Annotated in this window: 22 protein-coding genes; 7 read left to right on the top strand and 15 right to left on the bottom strand. The window is 61.2% G+C overall.

The genetic code is table 11. The features are described 5' to 3' along the window. The first annotated feature begins 23 nt into the window (after positions 1-23). Positions 24-557: a GNAT family N-acetyltransferase gene (locus SB749_RS06145; protein WP_410709546.1), complete on the top strand. Its 534-nt coding sequence runs from the start codon at positions 24-26 to the stop codon at positions 555-557. Positions 558-590: 33 nt separating this feature from the next. Here the strand turns inward: SB749_RS06145 and SB749_RS06150 are convergent, their stop codons facing one another. Continuing rightward, positions 591-1601: a LacI family DNA-binding transcriptional regulator gene (locus tag SB749_RS06150; protein ID WP_259358207.1), complete on the bottom strand. Its 1011-nt coding sequence runs from the start codon at positions 1599-1601 to the stop codon at positions 591-593. 159 nt (positions 1602-1760) lie between these two features. Between SB749_RS06150 and SB749_RS06155 the strand changes: the two genes are divergently transcribed. Both SB749_RS06155 and SB749_RS06160 read left to right on the top strand, forming a co-directional pair. After that, positions 1761-2696 carry a dihydrodipicolinate synthase family protein gene (locus SB749_RS06155; RefSeq protein ID WP_410709932.1) on the top strand — a complete coding sequence of 312 codons (936 nt, stop codon included), beginning with the start codon at positions 1761-1763 and terminating at the stop codon, positions 2694-2696. 210 nt (positions 2697-2906) lie between these two features. Further along, on the top strand, positions 2907-4184 hold the full coding sequence (locus SB749_RS06160; protein ID WP_410709547.1) for an Nramp family divalent metal transporter: 1278 nt from the start codon (positions 2907-2909) through the stop codon (positions 4182-4184). A 75-nt stretch (positions 4185-4259) separates the two neighbouring features. On the opposite strand, the gene SB749_RS06165 is transcribed toward SB749_RS06160, so the two are convergent. Together SB749_RS06165 and SB749_RS06170 are read right to left on the bottom strand one after the other, a co-directional pair. Beyond that, positions 4260-4661: a helix-turn-helix transcriptional regulator gene (locus SB749_RS06165; RefSeq protein WP_410709548.1), complete on the bottom strand. Its 402-nt coding sequence runs from the start codon at positions 4659-4661 to the stop codon at positions 4260-4262. Positions 4662-4663: 2 nt separating this feature from the next. Next, positions 4664-5116, bottom strand: a complete 453-nt coding sequence (locus SB749_RS06170) for a hypothetical protein (protein ID WP_410709549.1) — start codon at positions 5114-5116, stop codon at positions 4664-4666. Between the two features lie 97 nt (positions 5117-5213). Between SB749_RS06170 and SB749_RS06175 the strand changes: the two genes are divergently transcribed. Further along, on the top strand, positions 5214-5933 hold the full coding sequence (locus tag SB749_RS06175) for a hypothetical protein (RefSeq protein ID WP_410709550.1): 720 nt from the start codon (positions 5214-5216) through the stop codon (positions 5931-5933). A gap of 188 nt (positions 5934-6121) precedes the next feature. Then, complete coding sequence (locus tag SB749_RS06180) at positions 6122-7612, top strand: PepSY-associated TM helix domain-containing protein (RefSeq protein ID WP_410709551.1); 1491 nt, start codon at positions 6122-6124, stop codon at positions 7610-7612. Between the two features lie 71 nt (positions 7613-7683). Here the strand turns inward: SB749_RS06180 and SB749_RS06185 are convergent, their stop codons facing one another. From SB749_RS06185 to SB749_RS06205, 5 genes are all read right to left on the bottom strand, one after another. Then, positions 7684-9201 carry a tripartite tricarboxylate transporter permease gene (locus SB749_RS06185; protein ID WP_410709552.1) on the bottom strand — a complete coding sequence of 506 codons (1518 nt, stop codon included), beginning with the start codon at positions 9199-9201 and terminating at the stop codon, positions 7684-7686. A 9-nt stretch (positions 9202-9210) separates the two neighbouring features. Continuing rightward, positions 9211-9825: a tripartite tricarboxylate transporter TctB family protein gene (locus SB749_RS06190; protein ID WP_410709553.1), complete on the bottom strand. Its 615-nt coding sequence runs from the start codon at positions 9823-9825 to the stop codon at positions 9211-9213. After that, positions 9822-10697 carry a 4-hydroxythreonine-4-phosphate dehydrogenase PdxA gene (locus SB749_RS06195; protein WP_410709554.1) on the bottom strand — a complete coding sequence of 292 codons (876 nt, stop codon included), beginning with the start codon at positions 10695-10697 and terminating at the stop codon, positions 9822-9824. Before SB749_RS06195 ends, SB749_RS06190 begins: the two co-directional genes overlap by 4 nt. Before the next feature lie 140 nt (positions 10698-10837). Then, the gene (locus SB749_RS06200) at positions 10838-11809 is read right to left on the bottom strand and encodes a tripartite tricarboxylate transporter substrate binding protein (RefSeq protein WP_410709555.1); all 972 of its coding nucleotides are present in this window, start codon (positions 11807-11809) and stop codon (positions 10838-10840) included. Between the two features lie 83 nt (positions 11810-11892). Next, positions 11893-12621 carry a GntR family transcriptional regulator gene (locus SB749_RS06205; RefSeq protein ID WP_410709556.1) on the bottom strand — a complete coding sequence of 243 codons (729 nt, stop codon included), beginning with the start codon at positions 12619-12621 and terminating at the stop codon, positions 11893-11895. Between the two features lie 131 nt (positions 12622-12752). Here SB749_RS06205 and SB749_RS06210 point away from each other — a divergent pair, with 131 nt between their 5' ends. Continuing rightward, positions 12753-13955 (top strand): CaiB/BaiF CoA transferase family protein, encoded by a 1203-nt coding sequence (locus SB749_RS06210; RefSeq protein WP_410709557.1) that lies wholly within the window; start codon positions 12753-12755, stop codon positions 13953-13955. A gap of 25 nt (positions 13956-13980) precedes the next feature. Then, positions 13981-14775 (top strand): enoyl-CoA hydratase, encoded by a 795-nt coding sequence (locus SB749_RS06215; protein ID WP_410709558.1) that lies wholly within the window; start codon positions 13981-13983, stop codon positions 14773-14775. 15 nt (positions 14776-14790) lie between these two features. On the opposite strand, the gene SB749_RS06220 is transcribed toward SB749_RS06215, so the two are convergent. The 7 genes from SB749_RS06220 to SB749_RS06250 form a co-directional block, all read right to left on the bottom strand. Continuing rightward, positions 14791-15681, bottom strand: a complete 891-nt coding sequence (locus tag SB749_RS06220) for an NAD(P)-dependent oxidoreductase (protein WP_410709559.1) — start codon at positions 15679-15681, stop codon at positions 14791-14793. A gap of 72 nt (positions 15682-15753) precedes the next feature. Then, entirely contained in the window at positions 15754-16524 is a 771-nt protein-coding gene (locus SB749_RS06225; RefSeq protein ID WP_410709560.1) for an SDR family NAD(P)-dependent oxidoreductase, read from the bottom strand. 35 nt (positions 16525-16559) lie between these two features. Further along, entirely contained in the window at positions 16560-17504 is a 945-nt protein-coding gene (locus tag SB749_RS06230) for a sugar phosphate isomerase/epimerase family protein (RefSeq protein WP_410709561.1), read from the bottom strand. Continuing rightward, a complete protein-coding gene (locus SB749_RS06235; RefSeq protein ID WP_410709562.1) occupies positions 17501-18271 on the bottom strand; it encodes a GntR family transcriptional regulator in 771 nt (256 codons plus the stop codon). Before SB749_RS06235 ends, SB749_RS06230 begins: the two co-directional genes overlap by 4 nt. Then, entirely contained in the window at positions 18268-19044 is a 777-nt protein-coding gene (locus tag SB749_RS06240; RefSeq protein ID WP_410709563.1) for a triose-phosphate isomerase family protein, read from the bottom strand. Before SB749_RS06240 ends, SB749_RS06235 begins: the two co-directional genes overlap by 4 nt. 30 nt (positions 19045-19074) lie before the next feature. Then, entirely contained in the window at positions 19075-19530 is a 456-nt protein-coding gene (locus tag SB749_RS06245) for a ribose-5-phosphate isomerase (RefSeq protein WP_410709564.1), read from the bottom strand. Next, positions 19527-21356 (bottom strand): dihydroxyacetone kinase family protein, encoded by a 1830-nt coding sequence (locus SB749_RS06250; protein WP_410709565.1) that lies wholly within the window; start codon positions 21354-21356, stop codon positions 19527-19529. The genes SB749_RS06245 and SB749_RS06250 overlap by 4 nt, the downstream gene beginning before the upstream one ends. Positions 21357-21407 lie beyond the last annotated feature (51 nt).

Genomic DNA, 21407 nt, shown 5'->3' on the forward strand with positions numbered 1-21407 from the left:
TGTGAAGCCGAGCAAGGGGACACGTGGAATTCCGGCGGACGACCCGGGCTGACTTTCCGTTGCTCGCGCGGTGGCTCGGCTCGCCCCACGTCGCCCGCTTTTGGAATCACGAGACGACTCCGGAGGCGATCGAACGAGACTTCGGCGGAAGCATCGACGGCACCGAACCATCATTCGACTTCATCGTCGAGGACGCCGGGGTGCCGGTCGGGTTCATCCAACGCAGTGCGATCTGGGATTATGCGGACGAGCAGCGGGAACTCATCGCTCTGTCCGACGCCCCGCGAGATGCGCTGACGATCGACTACTTCATCGGAGAGGTCGCCGCGACCGGCAAGGGCATCGGCACACGGATGATCCGGGAGTTCACTGAACTCTGCTTCGCTGACTGCCCGTCCGCCTCGGCGATCATCGTGCCCGTGATCGCGGGGAATCCGGCATCGTGGAGGGCTCTCGAGGCTGCCGGATATGAACGGATCGCCGAGGGCCCCATCCCGCCCGACAACCCGGTCGATGACGGGTGGCACGTCGTCTATCGCCGGGATCGCAGCTCATAAGGCACGGAGTCTGAGTCACGGACTCAGACAAGATCAATCCACTGGTGGTGCTGTTGATCTGCGCGGAATGAGGACGGGCAGTGCCTTATGCACGGGTGCCATTCCTTGCTCGTCAAAGAGAAGCCCGACCCCAGTCTCGGCGATCTGATCAAACGGGACTCTCACTGTTGTCAGCGGAACCGGAAGCTTTTCAGCCAGGGGTATGTCGTTGTAGCCGACGATGGACAGGTCATGTCCGAGTGTCTTGCCAGCATGTGCAGCAACTGTGGAAATTCCGATGGCGAGGTTGTCGTTCGCAGCGAAAATCGCTGTCGGGGGAGTATCTGATTCGAGAAGTCTCTTGCCGCTGTCTATTCCAGCGTCTACGCCATACCCAGCGAAAATGACATTGTCGTCCCTGATCTCTACCCGGGCTTCCGCCGCAGCGGCACGAGCTCCAGCAACTCGGTCATTCGCACTCGAGGTGAAGTCCGGACCGGTGACAATGGCGATGCTTCTGTGTCCAAGGTCGAGAAGATGGCGGACCGCGAAGTACCCGCCTTGGAAATCATCGCCTAACGAGCTCGGGCTCACCCCATCAGTGCGCAGGACGAGTGAGTGTCGCACCTTCTGGGACCTCAACATCGCTGGAAGAGAGTCATCGATCCGTGCGTTAGCGAGGATGAGCCCGTCGACATTGCGGTCGAGCAATCGTTCGACGGCGAGCCGTTCGTCATCAGGGTCATCGCCGCTGGTGGCGACGACTGCATAGTGGCCCCGCTTGCGGGAGGCCCTTTCGATAGCTTCGAACATCAGTGCCATCACCGCATCGGTCAGTCTCGGAACCACGACACCGAGCATCGCGGTCTCCCCGCGGCGCAGGCTCGAAGCGAAGACATTACGACGGTAGCCGATCTGCTGCGCGATCTCGCGGATCCGAGCTGCCGACGCCGACTTCGACGTCGGCATCCTCTCGTCCAGTGCTCGGCTCACGGTCGATACGCTCACTCCGGCGCGTTCCGCCACGTCGCGCAGGGTCACGACCGAAGAGTCTCGTGCGCTCATGTGGGCTCCGATCCAAGGTATCCGAATCGCCTGATCCGATGCCGTGACCAAAGCGATTCAAAATGAATGCTTGACATTCTTTTCGCCATCACAGCATACTTGAAATCGTTCCTGCAAACGTTCCCGCGAACGTTTGCAACATCAATCAAGGAGGATGAAATGTCACTGGATCTGCGCGGACTGAGCCCTGCCCCCGTCACACCGTTCACTGTGGATGGTGAGATCGATTTTGCGGCAATCAAACGCCTCGGCGGATGGCTCGGCTCCATTGAAGGAGTCAAAAGCCTCGTTGTGCTCGGGCATGCCGGTGAGGGAACGTTCCTCACCCAGAAAGAGCAGTCCGACGTCATCTCAGCTTTCCGGGATTCCGTGAATGGAGAGATTCCGATCATTGCGGGCATCACTCAAGAGGGGAATGCTGTTGCGGCCGAAGAGGCGAAGCGCGCAGTAGATGCAGGTGCCAGTGCCGGGCTCGTCTACCCCTCGCATGGATGGCTTCGCTTCGGATACCAGCAGGGCGCGCCCCAGACCCGCTACCGTGCGATCTATGAGGAAAGCGGTCTGCCGATGATCCTCTTCCAATACCCCGACAATACAAAGGCCACATACGACCTGGATACCCAGCTCGATATCGCCGGTCAGGAGGGGGTCTTCGCGACGAAGAACGGAGTGCGCAACATGCGCCGCTGGTACACCGAGATTCCCGCGCTGCGTGCTGCCTATCCCGAGCTCCAAGTTCTCTCCTGCCACGACGAGTACCTGCTTCCGACGATGTTCGATGTCGACGGCCTGCTCGTTGGGTACGGCAATATCGCCCCCGAGCTACTCGTCGAACTCATCGATGCGGGTAAGGCGCATGACTACGATCGGGCCCATGCCATTCACGAGAAGCTGCTGCCGGTGACGAAAAACGTCTACCACCGTGGCTCGCATATGGAAGGGACTGTGGCCCTCAAATGGGGTCTCGTGGCTAGAGGCATTCTCGACCACGCGACAGTCCGCGAGCCGCTGTTGCCGCTCCAGAGCGGAGCTGACAAGGAGATTGCCGCAGCGTTTGCTTCGGCTGGATTCGGGCAGGTCGCTGTTCCTGCCTGAGGCTCTTTCGAACGGAGGTCACGTTTCCAGTGCTCCGAGTGGATAGGGCTTGATTGACAAAAGCCGATCCTCAAGCGGCTGGGCGTGACCTCCGGGCCCGGCGGTTCTTGACCGGGAGAACCGCAATCCATTCGGCGAAGTGATGAGTGCGCCATCGCGCTGACGTGACAATTGAGACAATGAAGTCCTGCTCCAAAGGAGGAGCGAACAATGATTGAGCAAACCATCCAGAAGGGCACTGTCCAGCCCATGGCCACTGAACCCTCTGCCGCAGCCGGCTATCCGCGCCGGTTCTGGCGGACCCTGGCGCTCATCGGACCGGCTTTCGTTGCTGGTGCCTGGCAGTTCGGGCCCGGCAATCTGGCCTCGGCCGTCCAAGCGGGAAGTGCGTATCAATACACCCTGATCTGGGTGATCGTGGTGTCAACGATTCTCATGATCTTCTTGACCGACATGAGCGTGCGGCTCGGAATCCAGTCCCCTGTATCCCTGATCTCTTCGATCAAGAAGAGGCTGGGTGCCGCGGCAGGGATGGTCGCTGGGATCGGCGTTTTCCTCATCACCCTCTGCTTTTCCGTCGGCAACGCCGCCGGCGCTGGACTCGGATTGTCCCTGTTGGTGCCAGGTACGGCGCCAGTGATGTGGTCGCTTATCTGCACCTTGTTCGTGGCGTCCATCCTGTTCATCAAAAGCACCTACGCCGTAGTCGAGAAGATACTTGTCGTGATGATCGCTGTCATGGCCATCTGCTTCGTGGTCAGCGCGTTCGTTTCGGGCGCAGATTGGACTCAAGCTGCCTCGTCTCTCATTCCGTCTGTGCCCAGTGGAGCGTGGATCCTGGTGATTGCGCTGGTCGGCACAAACTTCTCGATCAATGCTGCTTTCTACGCTTCGTATGCGACGAAAGAGAGAAAGCGGACTGCTGGGGAGTACAGGACCGTCTCGCTGGTCGATACGATTCCCGGAATTGTGGCTCCGGGCATCATGACCATCCTCGTTATTGTCGTTGCTGCCGCCGTACTCGGCCAGACCGGAACTCCACTCGATTCCTTCGCCGGACTGGCTAAGGTGTTCGAGCCTTTGGCCGGACCGGTCGGCGGGTTCATTTTCGCTCTCGGCTTCTGCGGCTCCGCTCTCTCGTCAATGATTCCGAACGCGATCGCAGGCGGAACGATGCTCTCGGACGCCTTCGGTCGGGGAGCGTCGGCGGGCACGGTGACTGCTCGAGTGACCAGCGGATGTGTTCTTGCGTTCGGGCTGATGGTCACTCTGCTGTTCCAGGGGTCTCCGGTCCAACTCATCATCCTGGCTCAGGCTCTGACAGTTTTGGTGGCGCCGATACTCGCGATCCTGATCGTCTTCATGGCCAATGACAAGGTGCTGATGGGGCGCCTGCGCAACAAGTGGTGGCAAAACGTGTTCGGCATCATCGGTGTTGTCTCGGTATGTGCCCTATCGATTCGACTGCTCATCAATTTCTTCGTCTGAGAATTCTGATGGGGCGGCTCCTTCGGGGGCCACCCCGTCGCGTTGCTTTGCTGCCGGTCTGGGCTCCCGGTGCTGTCATTCCTCCTCCGACACCTCGACGAGGTGGCCCTGGACTCCCGACAGAAAACTCGCTCCCAGCGGGGTAAGCGAGAGCATCTTGCGCTTCGCCCCGGTGCGCGGGGCATCGACCGCTGTGCTCTGCAAGAACCCCGAATCCTGCAGACGCTTGATCGTGCGGTAGAGGCCGCGTTCGGTGATCTGCCAGCCGGTGGCGGCGGTGACCGCCTCGGCAATGGTCGAGATCTCGGCCGGCTGATGCTTTGCGACCAGGGAAAGCGTGACCGGGGTGAGCATCGACTTCTTGTAGGTCTCGACCCACGAGTCCACGCGGTGATCAAGCCATTCGCGCTCTTCAGGGGAGAGCGCGGCCGAGCCGCCCGTCTCCCCGGTTGTGATGCAGGGAGAGTCTGTCGCCATCCTCAGTCCTCCCAGCCGCGGCCGAGGACTGAGCCGAGGAGGTGGACCAGCAGTCCAAGCCCCCACAGGGCGCTCATCACGAGGGTGGCTCCGAACCACGAGCTCTCGAGCAGGGTGCGGGCCGCGTCTCCGGCGCCGTCGACTTCGAAGCCGAGGAACATCACCCGGAGGATCGCGTGCAGATTGAAGGAGGTGGTGACGGTGACGAAGGCAATGGCATGGGCGATGACCACGCCGAAGCGGACACGTTTGAGCGCGGTCAGGTTCCGCCACAGCCACACCGCGATTCCGATGGCGACGAGTGCTGTGAGTCCACCGGCGAGGATCGTGACCTCGCCGCCGGTGGTAGCGACGACGATCTGCACGATGGCCATGGCGATGATGAGACCGAGCGTGTACGGGAGTAGAAGGGTCCGTGCGTTGGTGGGCGATGACGTCTGCGGGGTTGTAGTCATATTGGTACGGTACCTATGGTTCAGTGCGTGCCGCAAGACCCGATCTCTCACGATCACTCTGGGGTGATTCCACCTGTGTGAAAATAGACCCGTGATGATGAGAGTCAGGCACCGGCGCGCTCTGCGCGGCACCCTCGCCGCAGCATTCGCGACCTTTGTCGCGCTGACGTCGCACATCCTCGGCGGTGGATCGTTTCCGACTGCGATGGGTGTCGTCGTGCCGCTGGCGCTGTCGACCCTCGTCTGCGTTCTCTTGGCCGGGCGCCAAATGTCGCTGCCGCGGCTGACAGTTTCCGTCGGAATCAGCCAGACGCTCTTCCACCTTCTTTTCTCCCTCTTCACTCCGCACGGTTCTGCATCGTCGAACACGATGGCGCGCTCCGACAACGGTCTCGCCACGCTCATCGGCTCGCACTCACACCACTCGCCGGCGCATGGAGTCCACCAAGCGGCGATGCATGCGTCGCCCAGCGGCGGGGTGCAGATGGCTCATGATTCCGCAGTCATGCCTGCCATGGATGGTTCTGTGGGTGCAGCAGCCGAGATGCATTCGCACTCGTCTCCCGCGATGCTGCTGGCCCACTGCGTTGCCGGGATCGTGACCATCGCGATGATCTATTGGGCCGAGCGACTGCCGATCATGCTCGGCGAGTTCGCCCGCCTCATCATCCGAGCGGTCATCCCGCGCCTCGTCGTCTTGCGGGCGCAGATCGAGAAGCCTCGGTCACTGATCGGCTTCGAGCCCGAACTGCCTCGCAGCCTCGGTGTGTGCCGATCCCCGGTGTTGCGGCGAGGGCCACCGCAGCCTGCTTTCTGACACTCATCACATCCGCGCATCGGCTCTCGTGAGTCGGTGCGATCACTGCTGACCGTATCTGGTCGTGGACCGCGACTGCGGGTAGCGTGCGACGACTGCCGACCTCAGCTGCCCGTCGACAGTGTCTGCTCGTCGAGGGCATCAAGCCGACCGGATCCGGTTCAGCGCAACTGAGAGAAAGCATCATCATGACCACCCCTTCATCAACCGTGCCCGAAAGCTCGGGCCCGGAACCGACCAGCCAACGTAACCACCCCGACCGCCCCGACCGTCCTATTCCGTGGCTCGGTCCGCTTCTGCGCCGTCTCCACTTCTACGCGGGCATCCTCATCGGCCCGTTCATCCTCATCGCCGCGCTCACCGGGGCGGCCTATGCGATCAGCCCGACGCTCGAAAAGGTGGTCTATGCCGACCAGCTCAGCGTCCCCGCCACCGACGATCCGCTGCCACTGGCCGATCAGATCGACGCCGCGAACACCGTGATCGCAGGCAGCGATTCGACGCTGTCCGCCGTGCGGCCGGCCCCCGAGCCGGGCGATACCACGCGAGTGATGTATTCCGATCCCAGCCTCGGCGAGAGCGAATCCCGGGCGATCTTCGTCGATCCCGCCACCGCCGAGGTGGTCGGTGACCTCACCGTCTACGGCACCTCGAGTGCCCTGCCGCTGCGGACGTGGATCGATCAGATGCACCGCAGCCTCCACCTCGGCGACGTCGGACGGATCTACAGCGAACTCGCCGCCTCATGGCTGGGAATCGTCGCCGCCGCGGGTCTCGTGCTCTGGATCCTCCGCGCTCGCAAAACGAAGAAGCCCGCCGCGATGCTACGACCTAGCCGGAAGCACAAGGGGCTGCGCCGCACCTTCTCCTGGCATGCTTCGGTCGGTGTCTGGGCGGCGATCGGGATGCTCTTCCTCTCGGCCACCGGGATCACGTGGTCGCAGTTCGGCGGGGAGAACGTGACGAAGCTGCGTGCGGCGCTGAGCTGGGAGACCCCGGCGGTGTCGACGGAACTCGGCAGCGCCGCCGCCGCGCATGCTGACGGCGGGTCCGGACACGAGGGTCACGCTGGTCACGAAGGCCACCCGGGAACCGGTGCCTCAGGAGGGTCCGAGACCGATCAGGCCGATTTCGACATGATGCTGTCGATGGCGCGCGGAGTCGGCATCGATTCCGGAGCCGTCGAGATCCTGCCGCCCGAGGACGAAGGATCCGCGTGGGTGGTGCAGGAGATCCAGCGCAGTTGGCCCACCCAGGTCGGCGCGGTCGCCTTCGACCCCGAGACGATGGAGGCCACCGACCGGGTCGACTTCTCCGACTACGGTGTGGCCGCGAAGCTCGCCCGCTGGGGCGTCGACCTGCACATGGGCACACTCTTCGGATTGGCCAACCAGATCGTGCTCTTCGCGCTCGCCATCGGCATCGCGTCGATGGTGGTCTGGGGCTATGTCATGTGGTGGCAGCGTCGGCCGAAGCGGAATCCGGCGAAGGGGTTCGGGCGCGCACCCGCACGCGGTGTGCTGAACGGGGCTCCGTGGTGGGGAGTGGCTGCGGTCGTCGTCGCCGCGATCGTGGTCGGTGTGTTCCTGCCGTTGATGGGCATCAGCCTCATTGGGTTCGTCGTCATCGATGTGGCGGTTGGGTCGCTGACGATGAAACGCAATGGGACTCACGCCTGAATGTAGGGCGGAAAGACTGTGGGATCGTCGCCTCAGGCTACGATCCCACAGTCATTGGAGAAGAGATGTGACTAGTGCGTGACCTTCTCTTTACTCGATGCGCCGGCCTTTCGTGTCTTGAGATTGCGCATAACGGCGCCGACCAGCGGATATGTCAAAGCGATAAGAGCCGCAACTGTAAGGACGAGCGATAGCGGCCGCTGGAACATGATGAGGAGATTGCCGTCTCCCATCGCTGAGGTCTGGACCAGGTACTTTTCGAGCAGAGGGCCGAGGACCAGACCGAGGACGAATGGAGCAGCTGGGAAATCGAACCGCTTCATGAAGTACCCGAGCAGTCCAGCGAAGAAGACGACCCACAGTGTGAATGTGTTGTTTCCCAAGGCGAACGCACCGACGAAGCTCATCATCAGTACGATCGGGTAGAGGAAGACGTATGGTATGCGCAGAATCTGAGCGAAGACCGGAGCCATCGGGAGATTGAGCACGAGCAGAATCAGGTTGCCGAAGAAGAAGCTGACAAGCAGACCCCAAACCAGGTCAGGTTCCTGTTCGAAGAGCAGCGGTCCAGGCTGGAGCCCGAAGATGACGAAAGCGCCGAGGAGGACCGCAGTCGTCCCGCTTCCGGGAATGCCGAGAGCCAAGGTAGGAATGAAGCTCGCGTTGGCAGCAGAGTTATTTGCTGCTTCTGGAGATGCGACCGCTTCGGGCGCGCCCTTTCCGATGAGATGTCGGAACCGGCTCACCTGCTTCTCTACTCCGTAGGCCAGGAACGTCGCCAAGGTGGCACCGGCTCCAGGTAGGACCCCGACGGAGAAGCCGAGAGCCGTCCCGCGTGCTGTTGCAGGAGCGGAGCGGGCGAGCTCTTCTTTGGTGACCAGCAGATCTTTGAAACGTGCACGAATGGGCTTTTCGCCGCCTCGGCGGATTTGATGAAGAACTTCACCGACCGCGAAGATTCCGATCATCACCGCAACGAAATCAAGGCCGGATAGGAGGTTTACACTGCCGAAGGTAAACCGCGCTGTGGAGAAGCCGGAAGCCACGCCGACCATTGATACGAGCAATCCGGCAGCGGCCATGGTGATGCCGCGCAGTATGTTCTCCCCGGCAAAAGATACGATTGTCGCCATTCCCAGCAGGATGATCGCCAGGTTCTCCGCCGGTCCGAAGTTGAGTGCGAATTTCGCGATCGGCTGTGCCAGAGCGATGAGTCCGATGAGGGAGACTATCGCAGCGAAGAACGACGCCAAGGCGGAGATTGCGAGTGCGGCACCCGCTCTCCCTTTTCGCGCCATCTGATACCCATCGAGGGTGAGAACGACACTCGATGAGTCGCCCGGGGTGGAGATGAGAATCGAACTGATTGAGGATCCGTACTGTGAGCCGTAGTAGATACCGGCCAACATGATGAGAGCGGTGACCGGTTCGAATGCCAGCGTCACTGGCAAGAGAATCGCCACACCAGTTGTCGAGCCGAGTCCAGGGAGCAGTCCGATGACGGTGCCGAGGAGAACTCCGACGAAGCACCACAGGAGGTTTTCGGGGCTGACTGCGGTTTCCAGCCCGAGCATGAGATTGTCGATCATGGAAATTCCTCAGATCAGTCCGAGCATGCCTGTCGGCAGTGGAACCGACAGTACGAGCCCGAAGACGATGTAGACGAAGACAGCTGCGCCGATCGTTGTGGCAGCAGAGGTCCACCATTTCTGTTTCTCGACGACGAGGAGGAGAAATAGGATCGCGGCAGCCAGAGAGATGATGAGGCCGGCGATAGGGATGAGCGCGAGGGCGACTCCGAACGTGATGAATATGTAGAAGGGGGCGCGATTGCGCTGTTTCTCCGTTCGACCAAAGGTATCGAGGTCGTCACCATTGCCCAGCTCAGATCGAGAGTCGGCGACGGCATCAATTGATTCGGCAGCCTGAGCTTCAATGTCCTCGACCGCCGACATGATTCGACCGCCGGAAGTTCCCACCCGGGCAAAGAAGAGGCGGAAGATCTCGGCCGTTGATGCGAGAAAGATGAACGCGCCGGTGAGAAACGGCAACATCCCCGGACCGACTTGGCCACCCTCGGCTGTGAGGCCGTAGCCAAAACCCACGACGGCGGCTCCGGCTCCGACAATGCCGAGAATCGACGTTCCGACGACATCGGCGACATCGGGCCTGTTCCGCGGCGGGTCCTTCAAAACTTCAGTAGTCGAACTCATCGGACAATCACCTCTGCGCTGCTGAGCTCATCGGTACCTGAGGTGATCCGGCTGTTCTCGGCCATGCGGACTACCAGATCGAAAGCGTGTGAGCTCGGACCGATTTCTGTTCTGCCTGTGCCGACGATGTTGTGGGCTGTGCCGTGAGCAGGAGTGGCGATTGGAATCGGTATCCCACCATGGACTGTGACGCCTTGGTCGAAGCCGAGTAGTTTCATCGCGATCTGCCCTTGGTCGTGGTACATCGTCACCACACCGTCGTAGTCACCGCCGACCGCCCGGGCGAAGAGCGTGTCGCACGGAAAAGGCCCCTCGACATCTATTCCGCGAGAACGAGCCAACTCAATAGCTGGGGCAATATCGTCGATCTCCTCTCTGCCGAACTTTCCGCCTTCTCCGGCGTGTGGATTGAGTGCGCATACTGCCAGTCGCGGTTTCGACGTGCGAGTCTGAGATACGACGCGATCGAGCAGTTCGATCGTCTCGAGCACTTTGCCGGCACTGATGCCGTCGGCAATCTCTGCGACCGGAACGTGAGAGGTGACTCGCGCCGTGACAAGCGATTCGATGAAATTGAGCTCAGAGGTGAAACCGGTAAACGCGAGCCGCTTGGCAAACCAGCGCAATTCGTCTTCCTCGGTCATTCCGGCTTGCCCCATCGCCCCTTTGTTCAGCGGTAGGAAGAGCACCCCATCCGCTTCACCGCCGGCACACAGGTCGAGTGCGGTGGAGAGGTCGGCAAGAGCGCGTTGTCCGGCGGCAATGCTGACCTCGCCGACGGGAATGACCGGTCCCTGGTAGGAAGTGCCGAGGAACTCTATGCTGTCGGGGTCGGGAATCGTTGTTCCCGCCGTGCGCGCGAAAGAGTCCAATTCGGCCTCTGTCGATGTGACGAGTAGGTGCGCACGGTCGCGGTTGGCGGGGTCGGCGAGAAGCCGGGCAGTGAGCTCAGGCCCCACACCGGAGAGGTCTCCAGGGACGAGAACGATTCGTGGCTGTGCTGAGATCATTGTCATTCTCCGATTGCTGCTCGCAGCTCTTTGTCGTTCTCAGAAAGGTAAGTCGCGAAGTCGTCGCCGTAGGCAGCGTTTGGCTGCATCATGTTGTCTTCGATGTAAGTCTTGTACGCGTCGGACTTCTCAAACTCTTTAGCCTTCTTGATCCAGTACTCTTTCGCTTCCTCGGGAATGTCTCCCGGAGCGATGACACCGCGGAACTGCGCGAAGGCAACATCGATACCTTGCTCCTTTGCCGTTGGAATGTCTTTGAGCTCGGGGTATTCGTAACGCTTGTCAGCCGCAGCACACAGCGGCTTGAGATCACCCGACTCGAGCTGGCCGGAGACTTCACCGGGATTGACCGAGATCGCTTCGACCTGGCCGCCGAGCGCGGCGGTGATGGCTTCCGCACCGGACTCGAACGGTACGCGGTCGAACTTCGCCTTGGTAGCCTTTTCCATCAGAGTGAACGTAATGTTGTCGAGTCCCGTTGCGCCGGAGATCGCGACGACGGTCCGCCCCTTCTTTCCCTTGTCTGTGAGGTCGGAGCAGGTGTCGAGCTTGGAGTCTGCCTTCGTGACGATGAGGGTGAAGTCATCGCCGAGCTTCATGATCGGTGTGAAGCTCTCATGGGTAAACTCAACATCCTGAACCGCAGGAAGGGCGAGCATCGCTGTCTCCGTGGCGAGTAAGTAGTTCGGGTCACCGGAACGGCCGAGGAACTCCGAATATCCCACGGCGCCCGAGCCGCCGTCGATGTTCTGCACCGTAATGGTTTTGCCCGTAGCCTCCTCCAGCCCCGAGGCGGTGGCTCGGCCTGCGATGTCGCTTCCACCTCCGGCCGCGAACGGCACGATCATCGTGACATTGCCCTTCGGTTCGAATTCCCCTCCAGACGCGTTCCCCGATGCTTGGCCGCAGGCGCTGAGACCCAAGGCAAGTGTTCCGGTCACGGCCGCGGTGGTGAGCAGATTCTTCGAATGCATTTCCATCTCCTTTGACAGAATTTTCTGTGGTGCCCGATTGTGCGTTGCGTGGTGGTGCTCTCAGGTGGGGTCGATGACAGGACTCAAGTCGTCGCGGACAGCGAGGCGCGCACCTCCTCGAGCCACCGGTCGGATTCCGGTGTTGCTCCGTCGAGTTGATCGACGGTATCGATGAGGAATGACAGGTTTCCGTGGTCGTCGAATTCTCGTTCGATCTCATCCGGATCTCGTTGCAGGATGACTTCGAGCATGCGAGCGTGCCGGGCTACATTGCCGTCGAGATCTTCGATCTCTCGGCGGGCCTGGTTGTTCAGTGCCATGCACATCTGCAGCTGCATCGCCATTGCCCGATAAGTCGATTCGATTCTGGCGTGCCCTGCGAGGCCGACGACTGCATAGTGAAACTCGAACCCGGCCGAGACCATATCGCCTTCGTCGCCGGTTTCGGCGATCCTTTCCATCTCCCGAAGCGTCTCGCGGCACCTTTCGACCCGATCTGGGGCGAGCTCGGGGTGGGTCAGCTTCATTGCCATTCTCTCGAGATCACGACGGAGAGTGGCGATCTCGAAGACATCGTGTTGAGTGATTGACATAATCCGTACGCCCTTGCGGGGAACGTGTTCTACGAGTCCTGAATGTGCCAATTCCTTGAGCGCCTCGCGGAGCGGGGGCCGTGAGATGCCGAGCTCTTCGCAGAGGCGTTCCTCAACGAGTCGCTCTCCCGGCAGGTAGTTCCCGGCGAGGATTGTCCGTTCGAGTGCTTGCCTGGCCAAGGTTGCCAAGCTGGGTTGGGATGGGATGAAAGATGCCACTTCCGAATAGATCCTCTTTTGTATACAGTAGTGTGAAGACTGTAACGCGGATCACACCCTTAAATCAATGGGTTGCCCACGCAGTGGTGGCGTGATTCCTACAGGATCGATGAAAATCTGAGGAGGAACGCATGAATGAGACCGAATCCGGGCCGACCGACGGAGCGGGGCCGCTTGCCGGGGTGACAGTTCTTGAACTGGGAGTGTTCATGGCCGGACCGTTTGCGACGATGCAGCTGGCCGACCTCGGCGCACGTGTGATCAAGATCGAGAACCCGATCGGCGGAGATCAGACACGGAGCACGGGGCCCTTCGTCAATGGGGAGAGCGCCCCCTACATGCTCATCAACCGCAACAAGGAATCGATCACACTCGATCTCAAGTCAGAGGTTGGTCAAGAAGCCTTCATGCGGTTGGCCGAGACAGCCGATGTCATCGTGGAGAACATGCGACCCGGCGTGATGCAGCGTCTCGGCGTCGACTATGAGGACGTTCGAGAACGTAACCCCGGCATCATCTACGCTTCAGCCTCCGGGTGGGGCCAGGACGGTCCGCTGGCGAAGCTGGCGGGTCTTGACATCATGGCCCAGGCTCGAAGCGGGCTTATGAGCATCACCGGCCAGCCCGACGCGCCCCCAGCAAAGGTAGGGGTGCCCATCTGCGATCTCACATCTGCGATGTACGTGGCCTTGGCACTCACATCGGCGCTCATCGAAAGAAATCGATCAGGGCAGGGGCAGTACATCGACGTCTCTCTCTTCGAAAGCGGGGTTTCCTATGCAGTGTGGGAAGCGGCGGCCTACTTTGTCGAAGGGAAGGTTGGCCGTCCGAACGGCTCCGCGCACCAGAACCAGGCTCCCTATCAGGCGGTCCACTCATCGGACGGATTTGTCACAATCGGAGCGAATACTCCACGGAATTGGGTGAGTTTCTGTCGGGGGTTCGGACTCGAGGAGCTGCTCGACGATGAGAGATTCAAAGAATCCTACGACCGGCTGGCTCATCGAGAGGCCCTCATCGCACTCATCGAAGAGAAGACTTCGAACATGACCACAGACGAGATTATCCAGGTACTCAACGAGGTAGGTGTGCCATGCGCTCCGATCAGTGATTATTCGCAGGTCTTCACTGACAATCATCTGGCAAGTCGTGACTTCTTCTGGGACTCCGAACATCCGGTCGCCGGTACGGTGCGACAGATCGGCTCACCCATGCGATTCTCTCGAACACCTGTAAGGCGTGGGTCGGCCGGTCCATCTCTCGGCGCGGACAATGCGCTGCTCGAAGACCTCGGGTTCTCGGAGGCCGAACTCGCTGATTTGAGATCACAATGAGGCGCACACAGGGAAGGGCATGATGATGGGCAATACAGCAGACAGCGGCGAGGCATCCGGAGACCTACTCGTCGACGTCGACGACGGAGTCCTCACTGTCACATTCAACCGGCCAGAGGCCCGCAATGCGATGACGTGGGACATGTATATGGGGCTTGCCGAGGCGTGTGCGAAGGCCGATAAGGACGATTCAGTTCGCGTCATGCTCTTACGCGGAGCAGGCGGGAAGGCTTTCGTCGCCGGAACGGATATTGCCCAGTTCGCCGAGTTCGACGGTGCCGCGGGCGTGGCCTATGAAAAGCGCATTTCCGAGGTACTCTCTCGTTTGCGAGGTGTGAATGTGCCGGTGATCGCGGCGATCGACGGATATTGTGTCGGTGGGGGACTGGGAATCGCAGCCTGCGCGGACGTGCGACTCGCGTCATCTAGGGCACGCTTCGGAGTGCCGATCGCCAGAACACTCGGTAACTGTCTGTCTGCGGACACGTTGAGGCTGCTTACCGAGCTGCTCGGCCGTGCCCGCGTGGTCGATATGCTGTTGCGTGCCAGGTTCATCGAAGCCGATGAAGCACTGAGTGCCGGTTTCGTCGGACTTGTGACTGACGACATCGCAGAGGCAGCGGCAGAGTGGGCGAGTACGCTCAAAGGCCACGCGCCGCTGACGATGTGGTCGGTCAAGGAAGTTGTGCGCCGGATCTCGGACTCGGGTGGGGCTGTCGATGACGAGGACATCGTCGAGTGGATCTATGGTTCGCAAGATTTCCATAATGCCGTGGGCGCCTTCATCGACAAGACTCCCTATGAGTGGCTCGGTCGTTGAACTGGGCTCGAAAGGTCAGGAATCGTAGGTTCGGATCACTTGGGAGTCGTCGCGGCGGAGATGACCGAGTTTCGCCGCTTCGGCGAATTTCTGCGCCGCCACAGGAAGGACGGCCAGGTCGATGTCGAGGGCGTCGGCAACTTCGGTGACGAGGGCGGTGTCCTTGACGAAGATGCCCACAGCGCTCGCCACTCGAGTATCGAGACCTTCGAGCATGCGAGGACCCCGATCACCGAGCATCCAAGAGTCGGCGGCTCCGGACGTCATCGCCTCGAGCACGGCCTTCTGGTCAAGTCCGAGCCTGTCGGCCAAAGTCAGGGCCTCCGCCGCAGCCACGATGTGCACAGCGCACAGCAGCTGATTCACCGCTTTGAAGGACTGGCCGTCGCCGATCCGCTCACCGCACTCGATGACCGTCCCGAGTGACTCGAGAACGTTCCGACGCGATTCGAGAACGTGCCTGGCGCCGGAAGCGAGCAGTCTCAGGGTTCCGTTCAGGACGCCAGCGATGCCGCCTGTGACAGGCACGTCGAGTACGACGATGCCGAATTCCTCGGCTCGTGTGGAGGCAAGACGGACTGCATCAGGTCCGACTGTGCTCATGATGATGAGGACGGATCCAGGTGACATGAGAGTGAGAAGCGGAGGAGCTCCCGTCTGCATGTCACCGTCGAGAGCCTGCGCAAGCTGAGCGCCGTCGGCGACCATGACGATCACCGTCGCCGCGGTCTCTGCCGACAGCGGACTCTCTTCCGTCGCCAGACCCTCTGCGCTGGCGTGAGCCCTGGGGTCGGGAAACGGATCGACCCCAGTAACGTTGAATCCGGCTCGTTGCATCCGAAGGGCCATGGGCAGGCCGATGGCACCCAGGCCAAGAAAAGTGATGTGTTCTGCGCTGACGGACATGGATCCTCCATTGGATCGATTCGCTGGTGTACTCGACTACGCGGAGTTGGGATTTCGACGGGGTTGAAGTGTTCAGTGGAAGTAGAGGCCGCCGTTGATACTCAAGGTCTGTCCTGTGATGTGTCCGGCTCCTTCGCTGAACAGGAACTCAACAGTGGCTGAGACGTCTTCTGGCACCGAAATGCGGCCGAGCGCGGTTGCCGCTCCCATCGCTGCACGGCGTTCGTCATCGAGTGGTCCGCCCATGATGTCGGTGTCGACCGGCCCAGGAGACACGGAATTCGCCGTCACCCCGTGAGGACCGAGTTCGAGGGCGACTCCGCGCATGAGTCCGACGATCCCCGCCTTGGCTGCGGCATAAGCGGTCTTGGAGAATGTTCCGCCGCCCTTTTGAGCAGTGACCGAAGACAGTCCGACGATCCGGCCCAATCCGTTCTTCGCCATAATGCGTCCGAATGCCTGCGTGACCAAGTGGGTCGACGTGAGATTGTTCGTGATCACCCGGGTCCACTCTTCGTCGGTGATCTCGAAGTAGGTCACAGACGACGAGACTCCGGCAAAGTTCGCCAGAGCGACGATTTGGGGCAGGTCTGACTCGAAGGCGGCGGCCGCCTCAGCGACCTCATCGGACGCAGTTACGTCGGCGCCTATGCCGAGCGCAGCGACGCCATACGATTTCGCTATCTCTTCGGCTAAGTCACCAGCTTGATCGTCGCGACGCGCGATGAGTCCGAGGTTCCAACCGGACTGTGCGAGGCGGTGAGCGGTGTGCCTGCCGATCCCGTTGGTGCTGCCGACGCCGGTGAGGACAGCCGTACGGTTTGAGGGAAAGGGGGCGCCCATTGAGAGCAGGGAGTTTGAACCAGAAGCAGTGGACGTCATGAGGATGCCATATCTTTCGTCGGTTGAGCCTGAGCGAGGAGTCCTTTGAGGTACGTTCTGTTCTCCGCACAGACTCCGAGGCTGTCGCCTCCGTACTGTTCCATGAGAAATGGGCCGTCGAAGCCGAGCTCCACAGCACGGGCGACCATTGCTCGGTAGTCGATGATTCCGTTTTGAAGTGTGGTCGGGTGGGACGTGAACCACGAGGCGTCGGCAGCTTCATCGCGTTGATAGTTCTTCATGTGCCAGTAGTTCGCGTGGGGCAGAGCGAGCTCGTGCATCTCTCGCCAGTCGTCGATGGGACGGTGCAGGCGGATGAGGTTTCCGATGTCGGGGTTGAGACCGACATTGTCGAGCCCGATCTCCTCGATGAGGCGAACCGCAGATTCGGCTGTTCCAAGATAGGTGTCTTCGTACATCTCCAACGACATCGGCAGCCCCACCTCGGCGGCATGCTTGCCCAGCTCCCGCAGTCGGCGTACCGCGAGTGCCCGGACGTCAGGGTCGGTAGGGTCTTCCCAGCCCTTCGCTGTCCAGAACCACAAAGCCTTGCGCTGAGCCGAGGAGAAGGGCTGGTGAAGTCCCGTGGAGAAGATCTGACACCCGAGTTCAGCTGCGGCATCGATTGTTCGGTGCGCGTAGTCGAGGTTCGCCGCTCCGTGGTCGGGGTCGATGATCGACTGGCGTTGGACATGGACGGAGGTGAGTTCGACTCCCGCCGAAGCAGCAAGACGCTTGAGAACGTCGCGTCGTTCGGGGGTGAGGTCGGCCGGACGGATATGGCTGTCGGCGATCTCGAGCGCCGTGAACTCCAGGCTGGCCAGAGCAGAGAAGATTGTGGCCCAGGACGCGGGGTCGGCTGCCGTCAGCGACTGTCCACTGCGGTCAGCAGGGGGGAAGCCGTGCATGCAGCAGGCGATCGTGTGCTCGGTTGGATTCATGGGTCCTCGTGGTTGTCGGGTGGGGGAGGAGGGTCTTCTACGAGTGCTCGGTGAGCGACCATTCTGACGTGGTGGCGCATAGCCGCTTCCGGTGCAGTGGGGTCCGGCGACGCGAAAGCCTCGACGATCGCCCGGTGTTCGGACAGAGCTTCGCCGACATCCGTGATGCCGTGCGGCAGTGCCTGCCGGAGACGGTGCACTTGAGCGCCGAGGTCCTGCGACATCTTGACCAGGTAGCGGTTGCCGCAATGTTCGAGAATCCTGTCGTGAAAGTCTCGGTCACGGGCGAAGTATTCCTGCGCGGCGCTCACCTGGACCCGCCGCACCTCTTCGGGACTGTCAGAGGATTCGGTGGCGTACTTTGCGGTCTCGCGAACTTTGTCGCCGGCCTTTTCGTGCGCGGCGTGAGCCGCTTCGAGTGAGCGCAGCAGCTCGTCATCGGCCGGTGTCGCCAGTTTCGTTGCGGCGGTCTCCACTGTCTCGCGGGCAACGAAGAGCTCCTGCAACTGTCCTCGATCCAAAGGAGGCGAAACGCGGTAGCCGCGCAAGGCTTCGCGGACAACGAGACCGGTGCGTTCGAGGTCGACGAGTGCTTCTCGCACCGGCGTCGGGGAGACATTGAGCTGCCTGGCCAATCCGTCGATAGACATTCTTTCGCCTGGCGAAATCTCACCGGTGAGAAGGATTTCGAGGATGTGCTCGTAGACAAGATCGCGGAGTCCACGGCGTTCGATGTCTGCGCGGGGAATTGAAGGCTGTGCATTCATGATTTCAGCATAATGACATCGGCGAGTTCGTCGAGGATCTTCGACAGTGAATGGGGGTCGTGGGCGAAGCGGCCGAGGAAGAGGCCGTCGACGGCGAAGCCGAGTTCTGTGAGGAGCCCAGGTCCTGCGCTGCCGCCATAGATGAGGCGGAAGTCGAGGGCGGGAAGTTGGTTGCTGGAGCGGACGGCCTTGCATACTGCGGTGATGTGAGCAGGGTCGGCGGGTTGGGGTGCACCGATCGCCCACATCGGCTCGTAGGCGATGACGACGGCACCTCGAGTCGGCAGGCCGTCGGTGAGGGCGGACAGCGCTGAGTGGATCTGGGTGACAACTTCGGCAGCGGCTGCTTCTGGGGAACCTTCGGCTTCCTCGCCCACGCACAGAATCGGGATCAGGCCGTGCCGCATTGCCGCGGCGGTCTTTGCACGGATGACTGCTTCGGTCTCGTGGAAATGGCGGCGACGTTCGGCATGGCCGACTTCGACGTAGCGGCAGCCCAGTTCAGCGAGTACGGCTCCGGAGACCTCTCCTGTCCACGCGCCGGCGTCTTCGGCTGAGAGATTCTGGGCGCCGACCTGCAGGGGACCGGTGAGGTCGAGGCAGGCTGGAATCGACGGGAATTGAGGAAGGACAACGAGCTCGGCTGTTCCTGAGGTAAACATCGAATGCGCGTGGGTGAGCTCGTTGACAGTGATGGCCCAATCTGTCGTCTGGGCGTGAGACATGTACATCTTCAGGCTGGTTCCGATGAGCCAGTCTGGGAGCGGAGACAATAGAGAAGACTCGGTTGTGCCGACCATCGGTCACTGAGACTCGTAGGCGCTGATCTGTGCCAATTTCTCGTTCGACGCGCTCGTCGGATCAAACGTGTAGCCGATCCATTCCCGAGCCAGACGGCGGGCGAGTTCGAGCCCGATGACACGTTGACCCATGCAGAGGACCTGTGCATCGTTTGACAGAACGGAGCGTTCCACGCTGAACGAATCGTGGGCTGTGGCCGCTCGAATTCCCTTTACCTTATTGGCCGCGATCGCCACACCGAGTCCGGTCCCGCAAATGAGGATTGCACGGTCGGCATCTCCTCGAGCGACCAACTCTGCAGCAGTTGTCGCGATTGACGGATAGAAAGTGTGCGACTGGGAGTCGACGCCGACGTCTAGCACTGACGCGATGCGTTGGTCATCTCCCAAGTCAGACTTGATGACCTCCTTGTAGTCGAATCCCGCATCATCGGATCCGATGACTACTCGCAGTGTCATGGTCGGGCCGCCTTTCGTTCGGTGCTGTCGGGGTGAATGATTTTGTCGCCAGTGGGCGCGGCGCTTGAAGATGCGTGAGAGGTCAGGCGGTCGGCAATGGACTCGGCGATAATCGCCAGTGAGACCGCACCCGGGTCCGGGGTGCCGACGCTTCGATCTCCGTGGGCGCGGGCTCGACCTCGTTTGGGGACGAGATCGGCGGTGGTGCGGGCTGCTCGAGTCGCTGCATGAGCGGCGCGAGAGGTCGCTTGAACGAACGTCGAACTCCTGGACACGTTGTTGCCGGATCCGATACTTCGTGAGAACTCTGTCGCCAACGGTACGAGCGCATCAAGTAAAGTTTTGTCTCCGATGTCAACGCCTCCGAACGAGCGGACCTCACCGACCACTGCCATGAGAGCAGCGGAGATGTCAGGGGGGTCAGGGACTCGGTCCCCGGCGAACCCATCAGCGAGCGTGGAGATGATCCGTCCCCAAATGGCTCCAGAAGTGCCTCCGCCGACATCGGCCCAAGCCTCGCCGGTTGCGCGGATCACCTCTGCGGCGCTGCAACCGCGGTTCGTGGCCTCGGCTGCGGCGAGTGCTGCGGCTTTCGACCCACGCTGCATGCCGATCCCGTGGTCACCATCGCCGGCAACGCTGTCGAGACGGCCGAGCTCGCCGGACGCATTGTCGAGGACGCCTGCGATCTGTTCGACGGCATCGGAGATCTCTCTTCCGAGCCGTCTGGATGCTGGCGACGCGTGAGGCGACGCAGGTACCGAGGCGGAATCCGCAGGATCTTCGCCCTGGAGCTCCTGCTGCGCGAACTCCGACTGGCGATTGAAGCTTCCGAGCTCGCCGCGAGTGAAGGCCGCCGAGGAGCATGGTGCCTCCCACAGCTGTTCAAGTTCATCGTCGAGCCAAAGGAGGGTCAGTGAGAGTCCCGCCATGTCGAAGCTCGTACAGAATTCACCGACTTCCGGATCGACGAGTTCGTATCCGGCTTCCCTCAGCAGGGGGTCGATGAGGCCGTAGAGAAGGTAGAGCTCTTCGTACTTGACGGTGCCCAACCCATTGAGGATGGGAACGACTCGTCGAGACGAGTCAGGCGCCTCGTCTAGGAGCCGTGAGACGAGCAATTCGGCCAGCTGAATTGCTGTGGGGAGTGGAACTTCGTCGATGCCGGGTTCTCCGTGGATGCCGAGGCCGACCGCCATGCTGCCTTCAGTGACGGTGAAGAGCGGCTCATCGGCTCCGGGGAGAGTGCATCCGGAAAACGCGACTCCGATCGACCGAGTGCAGCGATTGGCGACTCGGGCGAGACGCTCGACCTCGTTCAGCTCGAGACCGGCTTCCGCAGCGGCGCCGGCAATTTTGAATACGACGAGATCTCCAGCGATGCCTCGGCGCTTGTCGATCTCGTCTCGGGACGCGCTGAAGATGTCATCGGTGACTACGACCGTGCGAGTGTCGATGCCTTCAGTGCGCAGCTGTTGCTGAGCCTGATCGAAATTGAGGACGTCGCCCGCATAATTGCCGTAGCTGAAGAGGATGCCTCGTCCCTGGTCGCAGCTGCGGGCGACTGACAGGATCTGTTTCGCCGAGGGCGAGGCGAAAACGTTGCCCATCGCGGTCCCGTGTGCGAGGCCAGGGCCGACCAAGCCGGAGAAAGCAGGAAAGTGGCCGCTGCCGCCGCCGATGACCAGGGAGACCGTCGGTTCATGACTCTTCGTTGAACGCACGACGCCGCCGTTGACTGCTCGCACCCACCGGGACGAGGCGAGCGCGAAGCCGCGCGACATATCTGAGACGAAGTTATCCGGGTCGTTGAATAATCGGGTCACGAGTTCTCCCTTGAACTGATTCCTATTTCATAGATCCTATAGGATCAAAAT

The sequence above is a fragment of the Brevibacterium sp. SIMBA_078 genome (assembly GCF_046534565.1).
Classification (GTDB): Bacteria; Actinomycetota; Actinomycetes; order Actinomycetales; family Brevibacteriaceae; genus Brevibacterium.

Excerpts from the sequence above, each read along its gene's own strand:
- SB749_RS06235 (WP_410709562.1), bottom strand. The coding sequence starts at position 18,271 with ATGAATGCACAGCCTTCAATTCCCCGCGCAGACATCGAACGCCGTGGA.
- SB749_RS06185 (WP_410709552.1), bottom strand. The coding sequence starts at position 9,201 with ATGATCGACAATCTCATGCTCGGGCTGGAAACCGCAGTCAGCCCCGAA.
- SB749_RS06170 (WP_410709549.1), bottom strand. The coding sequence starts at position 5,116 with ATGACTACAACCCCGCAGACGTCATCGCCCACCAACGCACGGACCCTT.
- SB749_RS06245 (WP_410709564.1), bottom strand. The coding sequence starts at position 19,530 with ATGACACTGCGAGTAGTCATCGGATCCGATGATGCGGGATTCGACTAC.
- SB749_RS06150 (WP_259358207.1), bottom strand. The coding sequence starts at position 1,601 with ATGAGCGCACGAGACTCTTCGGTCGTGACCCTGCGCGACGTGGCGGAA.
- SB749_RS06175 (WP_410709550.1), top strand. The coding sequence starts at position 5,214 with ATGAGAGTCAGGCACCGGCGCGCTCTGCGCGGCACCCTCGCCGCAGCA.
- SB749_RS06210 (WP_410709557.1), top strand. The coding sequence starts at position 12,753 with ATGAATGAGACCGAATCCGGGCCGACCGACGGAGCGGGGCCGCTTGCC.
- SB749_RS06215 (WP_410709558.1), top strand. The coding sequence starts at position 13,981 with ATGGGCAATACAGCAGACAGCGGCGAGGCATCCGGAGACCTACTCGTC.
- SB749_RS06180 (WP_410709551.1), top strand. The coding sequence starts at position 6,122 with ATGACCACCCCTTCATCAACCGTGCCCGAAAGCTCGGGCCCGGAACCG.
- SB749_RS06225 (WP_410709560.1), bottom strand. The coding sequence starts at position 16,524 with ATGGGCGCCCCCTTTCCCTCAAACCGTACGGCTGTCCTCACCGGCGTC.
- SB749_RS06230 (WP_410709561.1), bottom strand. The coding sequence starts at position 17,504 with ATGAATCCAACCGAGCACACGATCGCCTGCTGCATGCACGGCTTCCCC.
- SB749_RS06155 (WP_410709932.1), top strand. The coding sequence starts at position 1,761 with ATGTCACTGGATCTGCGCGGACTGAGCCCTGCCCCCGTCACACCGTTC.
- SB749_RS06220 (WP_410709559.1), bottom strand. The coding sequence starts at position 15,681 with ATGTCCGTCAGCGCAGAACACATCACTTTTCTTGGCCTGGGTGCCATC.
- SB749_RS06165 (WP_410709548.1), bottom strand. The coding sequence starts at position 4,661 with ATGGCGACAGACTCTCCCTGCATCACAACCGGGGAGACGGGCGGCTCG.
- SB749_RS06190 (WP_410709553.1), bottom strand. The coding sequence starts at position 9,825 with ATGAGTTCGACTACTGAAGTTTTGAAGGACCCGCCGCGGAACAGGCCC.
- SB749_RS06200 (WP_410709555.1), bottom strand. The coding sequence starts at position 11,809 with ATGCATTCGAAGAATCTGCTCACCACCGCGGCCGTGACCGGAACACTT.
- SB749_RS06160 (WP_410709547.1), top strand. The coding sequence starts at position 2,907 with ATGATTGAGCAAACCATCCAGAAGGGCACTGTCCAGCCCATGGCCACT.